The sequence below is a fragment of the Achromobacter sp. ACM01 genome, assembly GCF_014851745.1.
GTDB lineage: Bacteria > Pseudomonadota > Gammaproteobacteria > Burkholderiales > Burkholderiaceae_B > Achromobacter > Achromobacter aegrifaciens.
In genome coordinates this window covers 1,186,852-1,200,455 of the sequence record NZ_JACVAF010000002.1, presented here as the reverse complement: position 1 = coordinate 1,200,455, position 13,604 = coordinate 1,186,852, and the positions used below count along the sequence as shown (strand labels likewise).

The following is a 13,604-nucleotide window of genomic DNA, read 5'->3' as shown; positions in this document are numbered from 1 at the left end:
TGCGCTTCGGATGGCTCCGGGCCGCCTCGGCTGACAGCAGCTGAATGCACTGGTCTTAGGTCCGTTCATGGGTAGATGCCGTGAGCCGGTGTCCGGGCGGAGGGATCCGAAGCGCAGCCCCACCGGGGCGAGCATCGGAATCCCGCAGTCCGGACGCCGGCGACTCAAGAACCCTGTCTCACAAAACCGAAGCGGCAGGGCTTCGAGCTTGCGGGCGTCAGGGTTCTTTAGCCGCCGAGGCAGCCCTGCGCCATTCCGATGCTCACCCCGGTGGGGCTGCGCTTCGGATGGCTCCGGGCCGCCTCGGCTGACAGCAGCCCAATGCATTGGTTTCAGGCCCGTTCATGGGTAGATGCCTTGAGCCGGTGGCCGGGCGGAGGGATCCGAAGCGCAGCCCCACCGGGGCGAGCATCGGAATCCCGCAGTCCGGACGCCGGCGACTCAAGAACCCCAGCCTCACAACACCAAACGTCAACAATCCATCCCAGAATGCCCAAGATGCGAATTTGACTCGCGCGGGCCTGCCGTTGCATGCTCCCGCCTAATCCATTTCCGTGAACGAGAGGAAGCCAACCATGAACTACCGCCGCCTCGGCCGCAGCAATCTCCGCGTCTCTCCGCTCTGCCTGGGCACCATGATGTTCGGCGAGCAGACCCCCGACGACGAAGCCGCCCGCATCGTCGCGTCCGCGCGTGACCATGGGTTGAACTTCATCGACACCGCCGACGTCTATAACGGCGGCCGCTCCGAAGAGGTGGTCGGCAAGCTACTGAAAGGCCAGCGCCACGATTGGGTGCTTGCCAGCAAGATCGGCAACGCCGTCGGAACCGGCCCAAACCAGGCCCACTATTCGCGCCAGTGGCTCATGCGCGGCGTGGAGGAAAGCCTCGCGCGCCTGGGCACCGACTTCATGGACATCCTCTACCTGCACCGCGACTACCATGAGGAAAACCTCGAAGAAGCCCTGTGGGCGCTGGGCGACCTGATCCGCGCCGGCAAGCTGCGCAGCTTCGGCCTGTCCAACTTCCGTGGCTGGCGCATCGCCGAGGTCATGCGCCTGTGCGAAAAAATGGGCGTGCCGCAACCCGTCGTGTGCCAGCCTTACTACAACATGCTCAACCGCGGTCCCGAAGTCGAGATCCTGCCCGCCTGCAAGCACTATGGACTGGGCGTCGTGCCCTACAGCCCGATCGCGCGCGGCGTGCTCACCGGCAAGTACCTGCCGGGCCAGGCGCCCGCGGCCGACACCCGCGCCGGACGCGGCGACCGCCGTATCCTGGCGACCGAGTTCCGCGAAGAGTCCCTGGAAATCGCGCAAAAGCTGGTGGCGCACGCCGCAGTCCGCGGCACGCAGGCGGGGCATTTCGCCACTGCCTGGGTGCTGGCCAATCCCGTCATCACCGCCGTCATCGCCGGCCCGCGCACCCTGGCGCAGATGGAGGACTACTACGCGGCGCTGGACGTGAAGATCACGGCCGAGGACGAGGCCGTCGTCAACGGCTGGGTCACGCCTGGGCACGCGTCGAGCCACGGCTACAACGATCCCAACTATCCGTTCTACGGCCGCCCGGTAGCAGCGGCCTGAGGCACAACTCAGGTAGGAACGCGCCGGCCCATATGGCCGGCGCCTTCACATTCAGGCCTTGCCCAATCCCCCGCGCGGTATGGCATTTGCCGCCGCCTCCAGTTCCGCCGGCTGCGCGCCGCGCCCGATCAGCATCGCGCACACCGCCGACACGACCCCAGCGAACAACACGTACAGGCAGATCAGCCAGGGCTGGCCGCCGCCAGTCTTCAATAGCGCCGTCGCAATGATGGGCGTGATGCCCGAGGCGAAGATGCCCGAGAACTGGTAGACGAAGGAAATCCCCGTGTAGCGCACCTTGGCATCGAACAGCTCGCAGAACAGCGCTGCTTCCGGTCCGTACACGGCGGCGTACAGGATACCGAACGGAATGATGATGGCCAACCAGATCAGCATCACGCTGCCCTGACTATTGAGCATCAGCCAGAAGCCGGGGAAGGATGCCGCGGCGGTGATCAGCGATCCCCAGAAGTAGACTCGCGTGCGGCCGATTTTGTCGGACAGCCGGCCGAAGAAGGGGATGAAAAAGCACATCACCAGGGCTGCGGCCATCACGCCGATCAGCGCTTCGGTCCGGCTGATCTGCACCGTCTGCGTCAGGTACGAGATCGAGAACACGCCGAATACATTGAAGAACACGCCGTCGATGTAGCGCGCGCCCATGCCCTTGAAGACATTGCCCGGATAGCGCTTGAGCATGTCGAAGAACGGAATGAGGCTCTCGGCGTTGTTGGCCTTGACCGCCGCGAACTCGGGCGTCTCCTTGATGTTCAGGCGGATGTACATGCCCACCAGCACCATGGCGGCGGACGCCAGGAAGGCGATGCGCCAGCCCCAGGCCATGAATTGCGCGTCCGTCAGCAGGGTGGACAGCAGCGCCACCGTGCCCGAGGCCAGGCACAGGCCGATGGCCAGGCCGATCTGCGGCAGCGAGGCATAAAAGCCTTTTTTGCCCGGCGGCGCGTATTCGTAGGCCATAAGCACCGCGCCGCCCCATTCGCCGCCCAGGCCTATGCCCTGGAACACCCGCAGCAAGAGCAACAGGATCGGCGCCCAGATGCCGATGCTGTCGTAGGTGGGCACCAGGCCGATCAGGAAGGTGGCGATCCCCATGATCATCAGCGTCATCACCAGCATGCTCTTTCTGCCGATGCGGTCGCCGAAGTGGCCGAAGATCAGCCCGCCCAGCGGTCGCGTGACGAAGCCGACGGCAAAGGTGGTATAGGCCAGCATGGTCGAGACCAGCGGGTCGCCGGTAGGGAAGTACAGCTTGTTGAACACGATGCCCGCGACGACGCCGTACAGGAAAAAGTCGTACCACTCGATGGTGGCGCCGATCAGCGACGCGGCGACGACTTTGCGCACCGCGGCTTCGTTTTGCTTGGCCATGTCTAGTCTCCTTTGGTGGGGCGGTGGGGCAATCTGCGTTGTCCTGCGCCTTGGGGTTCTGCTATCCGGGGTCCGTCATCTCCGATTCAGGCGGCGACGCGCAGCGCCTGCGGCTGCGCTTGCCTGAGGTCCTGCAACATGAATTCGGCCGCGCGTTCGGCCAGCATCACCACGGGGACGTTGGTGTTGCCCGACACCAGCGTCGGCATGATCGAGCAGTCCACCACGCGCAGCCCCGCCACGCCGTGTACGCGCAGGCGTTCGTCCACCACGGCCATCGGGTCGCTGGACGGCCCCATCCTGGCGGTGCCGGACGGGTGGAAGATCGTGGCGCCGTATTCACGGCAGAAGTGCAGGATCTCGTCGTCCGTGCGCACGTCCGGCCCGGGGCGGAATTCGCGCTTCATCAGGCCTGCCAGCGGTTCGGTGGCGGCGAGCCTGCGCGCATACTTCACCGCCGCCACGGCCATGTGGCGGTCCAGTTCGGTGGACAGGTAGTTCGGCTGCATGGACGGCGCCTCGAAGGGATCCGCGCTGCGCAGCTGGACCCGGCCGCGCGACGTGGGCCGCAGCTGGCACACCGAATAGGTGCAGCCCGAGAACGGATGCACCTTGCCGCCCGCCATGTCCGCCGACAACGTGGCGAAATGGAACTGCGTGTCGGGCGTGCGGCTGGCCGGGTCTACCCGGCAGAACACGCCGCCCTGGTTGATGCCGACCGCCAGCGGCCCGCCGCGGAACAGCAGCCATTCCAGGCCCATGCGGGCGCGGCCAGTCAGGCTGCGCAACTGGTCGTTGGTGGTGATGGGGCGGGTGGTCTCGTAGATCAGGCGGATCTGCAGATGGTCCTGCAGGTTTTCGCCCACGCCCGGCAGGTCGCGCACCACGCCGATGCCGAACCGGCGCAGCAGGGCTGCGGGTCCGACGCCGGACAGCTGCAGCAGCTGCGGCGATTGCAGGGCGCCGGCGCACAGCACCACTTCGCGGCGGGCGCGAACGGTATGCACCTGGCCGTCGCGCCGGTAGCGCACGCCGCAGGCGCGCGTGCCTTCGAACAGTACGGCCATGGCGTGTGCGTCGGTTTCCACGCGCAGATTGCTGCGGTCCTGCGCGGGACGCAGGTAGGCCACGGCGGTTGAGCAACGGCGGCCGTTGCGTGTGGTGAGCTGGTAGTAGCCCACGCCTTCCTGGTCGCCGGTATTGAAGTCCTGCACATGCGGCAGGCCCAGCTTTTGCGCGGCGCCTATCAACGCTTCCACCAGCGGATGCGCCGTCTTGATCGAGGTGGCGTTGAGCATGCCCTCGGTGCCGCGCGTGGGGCCGGGGCCGAGGTCATTGTTCTCGAGCTTGCGGAAGTAGGGCAGGCATTCGTCCCAGCTCCAGCCGGGATTGCCGGCGGCGGCCCAGGCGTCGTAGTCCTGCCGCTGGCCGCGGATGTAGATCAGGCCGTTGATGGAGCTGGAGCCGCCCAGCGTGCGCCCGCGCGGCCAATAGATGCGCCGGTCCAGCATGCCGGGATCGGGGTCGGTGTAGTAGCCCCAGTTCAAGACCTTGTGGAACATCGTCTTGCCGTAGCCGATGGGGATGTGTATCCACGGGTTGCTGTCCTTGGGGCCGGCTTCCAGCAGGCAGACGCTGTGCGCGCCGCTGGCGCTCAGCCGGTTGGCCATCACGCATCCGGCCGAGCCGGCGCCAACCACGATGTAATCCACGGTATCGGACATGTCCGCAAGCTCTCCCTGCAGCAGGGCGCGGCGCCAAGCCTACGGCGCGTTAACCCTGCTTGTCGTTGTGGGGCGCACTTATATACTGGATCGATGCCGGCGCCTGAGCGCTGCGGCATTTGAGGCGATTCTAGGAAGCGCGCGCGCAGAGCAAAGCACAACAGGCGCGGGGGCGGAAAAGTGGAACAGAATATGCAGATTCAGTTTCAAAATCGCGGTGCAGCATCGGCGCAGCAGGCCGACGACGCCGCCACCCATCAAGAGGCCGCGCGTTCGCTGCGGGCGCTGGTGGTGCTGGATCACCTGGCGCGCGCCCAGCATCCACCCACGCTGGCGCAACTGGCGCAACGGCTGGACATGCCCAAGACCACCTTGATGCGCCTGCTGGCGGCCATGCAGCGTGCCGGCTTCGTGGCCGCCACGCCCACCGAGAACGGCTTCGTGCCGGGACCGCAGGCAGCGACCCTGGCCCTGGCAACTCTTCGCGCCTCGGCCTTCACGCGCGCCTGCCGCGCCGTGCTCGCCCAACTGGTCGGCACCCTGGGCGAAACCTGCAACCTGACCGCACCCGACGGCGATCGCGTGATCTACATGGAACGCGTGGAAACGGAGGAACCGCTGCGCCTGTTCTTCGCGGTGGGCAGCCACGTGCCCATGCACTGCACCGCCAGCGGCAAGTTGTTCCTGGCGTCCATGAATCGGCTGGAGCGCGGGCGGGTGCTGGCGCGCCTGCCGCTCACGCGCAACACGCCGCGCACGCTGACAGACCCGGCCAGGCTGGAAGAAGAACTCGAACGGCTGGCTGCGCGCGGCATTGGCATCGACAACGAGGAATTCGTGCGCGGCATGAGCGCCGTGGCAGTGCCGGTGCGCGACGCGGACGACCGCGTGGTGGCGGCCGTGGCCTGCCATGCGCCGACGGCGCGCGTCATGCTGGACGAGCTGCTGCGCGCGGTGCCGGTGCTGGAGCGCGCCGCGCGGGCCATGCACGACGTGCTGGCGCAGCACCGAACTGGCGCGACGTAGCGGCCCGGCCTGCGGGTTTTCAATCGGGCGTGAACAGGTCTGGCGGCAGGCGCGCCACGGCCTCGTAGGTCAGGCGGATGTGGGCGGCCAGCAGTTCACAGGCGCGGTCCGCATCGCGCGCCAGCGTGGCGTCCAGGATGCCTTTGTGTTCGTCGTCCAGGTCGCGCGCGATGGGCTTGCGCGTGACGGTCAGGCGGCGGTAGCGTTCGGCCTGCTGGTACAGGATGCCCAGGAAATGATGCAGCCAGCGCGACGGACAGGCGCGGATCAGTTCGCGGTGGAACTCGCGGTTGCGCTGTTCCCACTCTTCAAAACGGGTGTCGGGGTCGGCGGCCAGGCGCTGTTCGGCCTTGCTCAGACGGTGGAAGGCGGCCAGCACCGCGCTTTCCCAGTCGTCATCGCCCAGGGCGATGGACTGGCGCAGGGCCTGGGTCTCCAGCAGCACGCGGTTCTCGGTGATGTCGCGGAAGTCTTCCAGCGAAATCGGCGTGACGTGAAAGCCGCGCTGTCCTTGCGCGATGACCAGCGCGTCCGACACCAGCAGCGCCAGCGCTTCGCGCAACGTGCCCGCGCCCACGCCGTAATCGTCCTTCAGGTGTTCGACCCGCAGGCGCGAGCCCGGCGGATGCACGCCCTGGATGATGTCGCGGCGCAGGTTGACATAGGCCGCGCCGACCAGGGTGTTGGCCGAGGCGGAATGGGCAAGCGGGGGGAGGGTGGCGCCGTCTGACATGGGAGCTACTTTATCACTGGCCTTAAAAAATCTCGATAAAAATTATTGACGCCGAGATTTATGCTGCTTATCGTAGAAAAAAGCGTCGAGACCACGACCGGTAATCAGCCGGCGGCTGGCGCGCCCAGGAGACAAGCACAGTGATACGGCTACACGACGTCCGGCGCACCGGCCCGCGCACCCGCAACCTGCCCGAAACATCCGCCCGGCGGCCCTTGTTGCGCCCGGTTCTGCGTCATGTTGCGGCCTGCGTGGCGGCGGTGGCCGCACTGGTTGCCGGCCCTGCAGCCAGCGCGGAAAGCTGGCCGTCGCGGCCGGTGACCCTGCTGGTCAATGGCGGTCCTGGCAGCCTGCCGGACCTGTTCGCGCGGCCCTTGGCCGAACGCCTGCACCGCGCCCTGGGCCAGCCCGTCGTGGTCGAAAACAAACCCGGCGCCGGCGGCATGCTGGCCATGCAGCAGCTCAAGTCCGCGCCGGCCGACGGCCACACGCTGGCCCTGGTCACCAACGCGCACCTGGTGTGGAACCCCTACATTTTTCCGGCCCTGACCTACGATCCGGCGCGCGACCTGCAGCCGGTCAGCCCGCTGGCGGTCATCCCCATGGCATTGACCGTCAACGACAAATTGGAGGCCAAATCCCTGGATCAACTGCTGGCGCTGGCGCGCCAGAAGCCTGGCCGCCTGAACTACGCGTCCTCGGGCAACGGCAGCCCGCCCCACGTGCTGTTCGAAATGCTGCGTGAACAGGCAGGCGTGGACATCCTGCACGTCCCATTCAAAACCGGCACTGCCGCGCTGAATTCGGTGCTGGCGGGCGATACCGAAATCTATTTCGCCGGCACCGCGCTGGTCGAGCCCATGGTCAAGGACGGCCGCCTGCGCGCGCTGGCAATGAGCGAGACCGTGCCCGACGCTGCCTTCGGCAAGACGCCCACGCTGGCCGCCAGCAACTTCCGCGGCTTCGAGGGCGCGGTGTGGCTGGGCGTGGCCGCGCGCGCCGGCACGCCGGACGCCATCGTGCAGCGGCTCAACGAAGAAATCGGCCGCGCGCAGCAGGACGGCGCGCTCAAGCAGATGTACGCCAGCCACGGCTCCTTGCCGTACCATCTGGCGGCGGCGGCCTTCGCCCAGCGCGTTGCAACCGAGCGGGACACTTCCGGTCCCGTGCTGCGCAAGCTGGGCATCAAGCCCGATTGAACTTCCTACTTCCAACCCTGGTATTCGGGGCTCCGCTTGCGGGGCCCGCAGCAGCTTATGAACCTGATCGAAGAGATTGTTGAAAACTCCCCGTCCATCCGCGACATCCGCAGGGACATCCATGCGCATCCGGAGCTGGCGTTCGAAGAGAACCGCACTTCCGACCTGGTGGCCCGGCTGCTGGAAAGCTGGGGCATCCCGGTGCATCGCGGCTTCGGCAAGACCGGGCTGGTGGGCGTGATCCGCAATGGCGACTCCGGGCGTACGCTGGGCCTGCGCGCCGACATGGACGCGTTGCCCATGCACGAGGTCAACCAGTTCAGCCACGCCAGCAAGCATCCCGGCGTGATGCACGCCTGCGGCCATGACGGCCATACCGCCATGCTGCTGGGCGCGGCCCAGCATCTGGCGCACCATCGCAACTTCGATGGGACCGTGTACCTGATCTTCCAGCCCGCCGAAGAGCGCGGCGGCGGCGCGCGCGAGATGATGCGCGACGGCCTGTTCGAGAAATTCCCCATGGAAGCGGTCTTCGGCATGCACAACATGCCCGGCATTCCGGTGGGTTGCTTCGCCTCGTCCGCGGGCCCGGTGCTGGCGTCCAACAGCGAATTCCACGTGACCGTGCGCGGCAAGGGCGGCCACGCGGCCATGCCGCACCTGTCCATTGATCCCATTCCTGCGGCGGCGCAGATGATCGAGGCCTTCCAGACCATCATCAGCCGCAACAAGAAGCCGCTGGAGACGGCGGTCATCTCGGTGACGACGGTGCAGGCGGGCGGCGTGGTCAACGTCATCCCCGACACCTGCGAACTGCGCGGCACCGTGCGCGCCTATACCCGCGAAACCCTGGACCTGATCGAGCGCCGCATGGGCGAGGTCGCGCAGCACGTGGCCGGCATGTTCGGCGCGCAATGTGAATTCGTCTTCACGCGGCACTATCCGTCGACCATCAACCACGAAGCCGAGACCGCCTTCATGCGCAACGCGCTGACCCAGGTGGTGGGCCAGGAGCGCGTGCTGGTGCAGGCGCCCATCATGGCGGCCGAGGACTTTTCCTTCATGCTGGAAGAGGTGCCCGGCAGCTATTGCTTCATCGGCAACGGCGAGGGCGATCACCGTGAACCCGGCCACGGCGAAGGCCCGTGCCTGGTCCACAACACCAGCTATGACTTCAACGACGCATTGCTGCCGATCGGCGCGAGCGCCTTCGTGAAGCTGGCTGAGAACTGGATGCCGCGCAAGTAGCGGCAATGGCGGCGCGGGCGGACAGGACAGCGCCTGGCGCCCGCGCGCCGCGACTATCCCGCGTCAGTGCGACGAACCGGCCTGGACCGACAGTTCGTGGTTACGCGTGCGCACCAGCAGCGCGCTGAGCGCAGCGGCCAGCCCTGCAATCAGGGCGCCCGCCAGGAAGGTCAGCTGATAGCCGCCATTCAGCGCCAGGGTCGGCGCCGCGCCAGCCGCTGCCAACCCCGCGGTACGCGCTGCGGCCAGGCTGGCCAGCACCGCCAGACCTAGCGCGCCGCCCATCATGAAAGCTGTGTTGACTACGCCGGACGCCAGGCCGGACTGGCTGGGCTCCACATCGCTCATCGCGGCCAGCAGCATCGGGTTGAAGGCCACGCCCGCGCCCAGGCCCAGCAGCAGCATGGCTGGCAGGACATCGACGGCGAAGCTGCCGTCCGCCGGCGCGCGCGCGAACAAGGCCAGCCCCAGCGCGGCAATGAACAAACCCGTGGCCAACGGCCCGCGGATACCAAAGCGCATCACCAGCTTGGCCGACAGCCCCAGCGAGAACGCCGCCATGATGAGATTGGCCGGCAGAAAGGCCAGGCCGACCTCCATGGGGCTGTAGCCCAGCACCAGCTGCATGTACAGCGCCGACACGAAGAACCACGCGAACATGGCCGCGGCCCACAGCACGCCGACGACGTTGGCCGTGGCCACGTTGCGCAGGCGGAACAGCCCCAGCGGCATCAGCGGGGATTCCACCCGCGCTTCGATCGTCAGGAACAGCGCCATCAGCGCGGCTGCCGCGCCCAACAGGGTCAACGACTGCGTCGAGGTCCAGCCGGCCTCGTTGCCGTTGACCACCGCATACACCGCCAGCATCAGCGAGGCGGTGACGCTCAGCGCGCCGGCCACGTCCAGCCGGGCGCCGGCGGCGGCAGGCGGTGCGGCTGGAATCAGCCGCAGGCACAGCGCATAGACCACCACGCCGATGGGCAGGTTCACCAGGAAGATCCAGTGCCAGGACAGCGCGCTGGTCAGCAGCCCGCCCAGCAGCACTCCGATGCTGCCTCCGCCCGCGCAGACAAAGCCATACACGCCCATGGCGCGCGCCCGTTCCCCGGTTTCGGTGAACAGATTCATGATGAGCGACAGCGACACCGCCGACACCACCGCGCCACCCAGGCCCTGCGCCGCGCGCGCGCCGATCAGCAGGGTCTGGCTTTGGGCCAGGCCACAGGCCAGCGATGCCACAGTGAAGACCACCAGGCCCGCCAGGAACATGCGGCGGTGGCCGAACAAGTCGCCCAACCGTCCGCCCAGCAGCAGGAAGCCGCCGAAGGTCAGCATGTAGGCGTTCACCACCCACACCAGCGAGGTCTCGGTGAAATGCAGGTCTTCGCGGATGGAGGGCAGGGCGACGTTCACGATGGTGGTGTCCAGCACGATCATCAACACGCCCAGGCAAAGCACCATCAGCGCCCACCAGCGTTGCTTGCCATGTATTCCATGCGTCATCAGTTGTTGCTCCGTGGATGGCGGTTCGATCCGCCGCGTTGCTTTTCTAGTGGGAAACGCGCCCGCCACTGACCATCCAGCGCGTGCCGTAGCGGTCTATCAGCGAGCCATGGGCCTCGGCCCAGAAGGTCTTCTGCAAGGGCATGGTGATGCTGCCGCCGTCGGCCAGCAGGTCGAAGACGCGTTGCGCGTCCGAAACCGTGGGATAGGCCAGCGCCAGCGCCACGCCCTGCTTGCCGGGATAGGGATGCCCGGCGGTCGCGTCGCTGCCCATCAGGGTCTGCTCGTCCAGGCCCAGGCGGGCGTGCATGATACGGCCGGCGTCTTCGTCCGACAAGACCGGCATGGCGGCGTCGGGCGGGGCGTCCGCATAGCGGATCATGGCCTCCATCCGCCCGCCCAGCACGCGCTCGTAGAAGTGCATGGCCTCGGCGCAATTGCCGTCAAAGCTGAGGTAGGCGGATAGTTGGGGCATGATGTCTCCAGGGTGACGAACGGACGGTGCCAGGAGGGCGGCGCCGCTCTATGATGGAAGCCTGACCCCACGTACAAAGGAGCCCGGCCATGCTGAAAGGAAGCTGCCATTGCGGACAGATCGCGTTCGAAGTCGATGGCGAACCGTCCCAGGTACTGGAATGCAATTGTTCGCACTGCAGCCGCAAAGGCTATCTGCTGTGGTTCGTGCCCCGCGCCAGCGTGCGCCTTGCCACGCCCGCCAGCGCCATGTCGACCTACCGGTTCAACAAGCACGTGATTTCACACCACTTCTGCGCCAATTGCGGCTGCGCGCCATTCGGCTTCGGCGTGGGTGCCAAGGGCGAAGAGACAGCAGCGATAAACGTGCGCTGCCTGGAAAACGTGGATCTGAACGCCTGGCCCCGCATCCCGTACGACGGCCGCAGCGTCTGAGCGCCGCGAACCGCGCTACATCATAGGGCAAGCGCGCGCCGCGCGATATGGCGAGCGCGTGACATGTCTTTTCATCGAATTGAACGAGTTTTCAGGGAAGCGCCGCATGAGTACCGTAAAACTGCTGTCCGACGACGACGTCCGCCAAAGCCCCCAAGCCTGGGCCGTGTTCGAAGACATCCGCGCCACGCGCAAGTCGGATTTCGTCAATAACTTCTGGCGCGCCCTGGCTAACGATCCGCCGCAGCTGGAGCGGGTCTGGGGCCAGCTCAAGCAGGTCATGATGGCGGACGGCGAACTCTCTCCCCTGATGCGCGAAATGATCTACATCGCCGTGTCCACCGCCAACGGCTGCACCTACTGCATCCATTCCCACACCGCCGCCGCCCGCGCGAAGGGCATGACCGACGGCCAGCATGCCGAATTGCTGGGCGTAATAGGCATGGCCGCGCAGACCAATGCCATGGTCACCGCCATGCAGGTGCCCGTCGACGAGGAATTCATCGTGAAATAGGAGGCCGCCATGTCTCTGATCCCGCTGTTTCCGCTATCCAACGCGCTGTTCCCCGCAGGCGTGCTGCACCTGCGCATCTTCGAGGTGCGCTACCTGGACATGATCCGCCGCTGCATCGCGGACGGCAGCGAATTCGGCGTGGTCGGCCTCTTGTCGGGCCAGGAGGTCCGCACGCCGGAAGGCACGGAGACCCTGGCCCCCGTCGGCACCATGGCGCGCATCGACGCCTGGGACGCGCCCATGCCGGCCCTGCTGGAACTGCGCTGCGTCGGCACCAGCCGCTTCCGGCTGCTTTCCAGCGAGGTGGCAAAATACGGCCTTTGGATGGGCCAGGCCGAGCCCATCCCCGATGACCCGCCCGCACCGGTGCCGGCAGCCATGCAGCCCAGCGCCGACGCGCTGGGACGCCTGGTGGCCCAATGGCAGCAAGATGGCGTGTCCCCCGAAAGAATGCCCCTGGGCTCGCCGTTCCGGCTGGATGACAGCGGCTGGGTCGCCGACCGTTGGTGCGAACTGCTGCCCCTGCCGCCCGACGACAAGGCCGCCTTGCTCGCCATGACCGACCCGGTGGCGCGCCTGGCGGCGATCCAGGACGTGCTGCGGGGGCAGGGGCTGGCTTAGGAAAGATGCCAGGGCCTCGTATAGATACCAGGCTGGGCGTAACCGTATTTGGACACCATGGAAATCAGGATAGACGAGGGCCTGCGCGCCTACATAGACCCCTTGACCGACGACGAGCGCGAGGCGCTGGAACGCAGCCTGCTCGCCGAAGGCTGCCGCGACGCCCTGGTGCTATGGGGCGACCTGCTGGTCGACGGCCACAACCGCCATGCCCTGTGCATGAAGCACGGCATCCCCTTCGAAACCCGCCAGAACACCTCGTTCAAATCCATCGAGGACGTGCACCTCTGGATGATCGAAAACCACCTGGGCCGGCGCAGCGTGTCGGATTTCCAGCGTGGGGTGCTGGCGCTGCGCAAGAAGGAAATCCTGCAGGCGCGCACCGCGGCTGCGCCCGCGCCCGACGATCCGCCCTGGGACGAAGACTCCGGCGAACCGCCGCCGCTGCCGGCCGCAGTCGTGTCGCAGGCGCTGAGCCGGCAGGCTCTGGCTCGGGCTGCGCGTATCAGCAGCAATACCTTGGGGCAGATCGAGAAGATACAGAAGGCTGCGGCGCCGGAACTGGTGCGGGCGGTGAAGGATGGGGCTATCTCCATCAATGCCGCGGCGGCTGTGGCGACGTTGCCGCCTGAGCGGCAGGCTGCTGCTGTGGCTGGCGGCAGGAAGGAATTGCAGCAGGCGGCTCGTGAGGTCCGCCAGGCTAAAGCGCCGCCACCGCGTGAGGCTGTGCCGGATATTCCTATTGAGAACATTGCGGATTTGCCGGCGGAGGTGGCGCGGTTACGGGAGTTGCTGACTCGGCTGACGGATGAAAGGGATCAGTTGAAGAAGAAGGTGATGCATTTGACGGTGGCGTTGGCGGAGGCGAGGAATGCGTCGGGGGGAGGGGATGACTAAAGGCCTGGTTGGGAAAGGCTGAACGGCTTGCCAAGCGTGGGCTTTGCGTTGCTCAGCCTAAAGCCAGCTTCCGTCGTCGCTGTGATTAGTCGCGCCAGCCGCTAAGTCGGTTCGGCTTACGGTTGCGCCGCTGTATCGCCCGGAAGGATTGGATTGCTCCTTCCGGGCTAGTTACTTGCACAGCGATCACGAATAACCTATTCGTTAAAAAATGAATGAAGGGCGATCACGAGAAAGTGACGCTGGCACTTGACT

General features: G+C 66.5%; 13 protein-coding genes. 8 read left to right on the top strand and 5 right to left on the bottom strand.

The window, feature by feature from the left end:
• The first annotated feature begins 575 nt into the window (after window positions 1-575).
• Entirely contained in the window at window positions 576-1,586 is a 1,011-nt protein-coding gene (locus tag IB268_RS13920; protein WP_192354389.1) for an aldo/keto reductase, read from the top strand.
• A 51-nt stretch (window positions 1,587-1,637) separates the two neighbouring features.
• Here the strand turns inward: IB268_RS13920 and IB268_RS13915 are convergent, their stop codons facing one another.
• Together IB268_RS13915 and IB268_RS13910 are read right to left on the bottom strand one after the other, a co-directional pair.
• Window positions 1,638-2,975, bottom strand: coding sequence for an MFS transporter (locus IB268_RS13915; protein WP_192354388.1), 1,338 nt, complete (start codon window positions 2,973-2,975; stop codon window positions 1,638-1,640).
• An 86-nt stretch (window positions 2,976-3,061) separates the two neighbouring features.
• Window positions 3,062-4,699, bottom strand: coding sequence for a GMC family oxidoreductase (locus IB268_RS13910; RefSeq protein ID WP_175181257.1), 1,638 nt, complete (start codon window positions 4,697-4,699; stop codon window positions 3,062-3,064).
• A 180-nt stretch (window positions 4,700-4,879) separates the two neighbouring features.
• Between IB268_RS13910 and IB268_RS13905 the strand changes: the two genes are divergently transcribed.
• Window positions 4,880-5,725 carry an IclR family transcriptional regulator gene (locus IB268_RS13905; RefSeq protein ID WP_054456468.1) on the top strand — a complete coding sequence of 282 codons (846 nt, stop codon included), beginning with the start codon at window positions 4,880-4,882 and terminating at the stop codon, window positions 5,723-5,725.
• A 19-nt stretch (window positions 5,726-5,744) separates the two neighbouring features.
• On the opposite strand, the gene IB268_RS13900 is transcribed toward IB268_RS13905, so the two are convergent.
• Window positions 5,745-6,458 carry a GntR family transcriptional regulator gene (locus IB268_RS13900; RefSeq protein WP_175213494.1) on the bottom strand — a complete coding sequence of 238 codons (714 nt, stop codon included), beginning with the start codon at window positions 6,456-6,458 and terminating at the stop codon, window positions 5,745-5,747.
• Between the two features lie 140 nt (window positions 6,459-6,598).
• On the opposite strand from IB268_RS13900, the gene IB268_RS13895 reads away from it, so the two are divergent.
• Together IB268_RS13895 and IB268_RS13890 are read left to right on the top strand one after the other, a co-directional pair.
• Window positions 6,599-7,657 (top strand): Bug family tripartite tricarboxylate transporter substrate binding protein, encoded by a 1,059-nt coding sequence (locus IB268_RS13895; protein ID WP_370540019.1) that lies wholly within the window; start codon window positions 6,599-6,601, stop codon window positions 7,655-7,657.
• Between the two features lie 57 nt (window positions 7,658-7,714).
• Window positions 7,715-8,905 (top strand): M20 aminoacylase family protein, encoded by a 1,191-nt coding sequence (locus IB268_RS13890; RefSeq protein ID WP_192354387.1) that lies wholly within the window; start codon window positions 7,715-7,717, stop codon window positions 8,903-8,905.
• A gap of 63 nt (window positions 8,906-8,968) precedes the next feature.
• On the opposite strand, the gene IB268_RS13885 is transcribed toward IB268_RS13890, so the two are convergent.
• Window positions 8,969-10,408, bottom strand: coding sequence for an MFS transporter (locus IB268_RS13885; RefSeq protein ID WP_119451939.1), 1,440 nt, complete (start codon window positions 10,406-10,408; stop codon window positions 8,969-8,971).
• Between the two features lie 46 nt (window positions 10,409-10,454).
• The gene (locus tag IB268_RS13880; protein ID WP_054453774.1) at window positions 10,455-10,883 is read right to left on the bottom strand and encodes a VOC family protein; all 429 of its coding nucleotides are present in this window, start codon (window positions 10,881-10,883) and stop codon (window positions 10,455-10,457) included.
• An 89-nt stretch (window positions 10,884-10,972) separates the two neighbouring features.
• On the opposite strand from IB268_RS13880, the gene IB268_RS13875 reads away from it, so the two are divergent.
• The 4 genes from IB268_RS13875 to IB268_RS13860 all read left to right on the top strand — a co-directional run bounded on the left by IB268_RS13875 (window position 10,973) and on the right by IB268_RS13860 (window position 13,349).
• Window positions 10,973-11,317, top strand: a complete 345-nt coding sequence (locus IB268_RS13875) for a GFA family protein (RefSeq protein WP_119451940.1) — start codon at window positions 10,973-10,975, stop codon at window positions 11,315-11,317.
• A gap of 106 nt (window positions 11,318-11,423) precedes the next feature.
• A complete protein-coding gene (locus IB268_RS13870) occupies window positions 11,424-11,831 on the top strand; it encodes a carboxymuconolactone decarboxylase family protein (protein ID WP_192354386.1) in 408 nt (135 codons plus the stop codon).
• A gap of 9 nt (window positions 11,832-11,840) precedes the next feature.
• The gene (locus tag IB268_RS13865; protein WP_192354385.1) at window positions 11,841-12,452 is read left to right on the top strand and encodes an LON peptidase substrate-binding domain-containing protein; all 612 of its coding nucleotides are present in this window, start codon (window positions 11,841-11,843) and stop codon (window positions 12,450-12,452) included.
• A gap of 57 nt (window positions 12,453-12,509) precedes the next feature.
• A complete protein-coding gene (locus tag IB268_RS13860) occupies window positions 12,510-13,349 on the top strand; it encodes a hypothetical protein (protein WP_054453784.1) in 840 nt (279 codons plus the stop codon).
• Window positions 13,350-13,604: the final 255 nt, after the last annotated feature.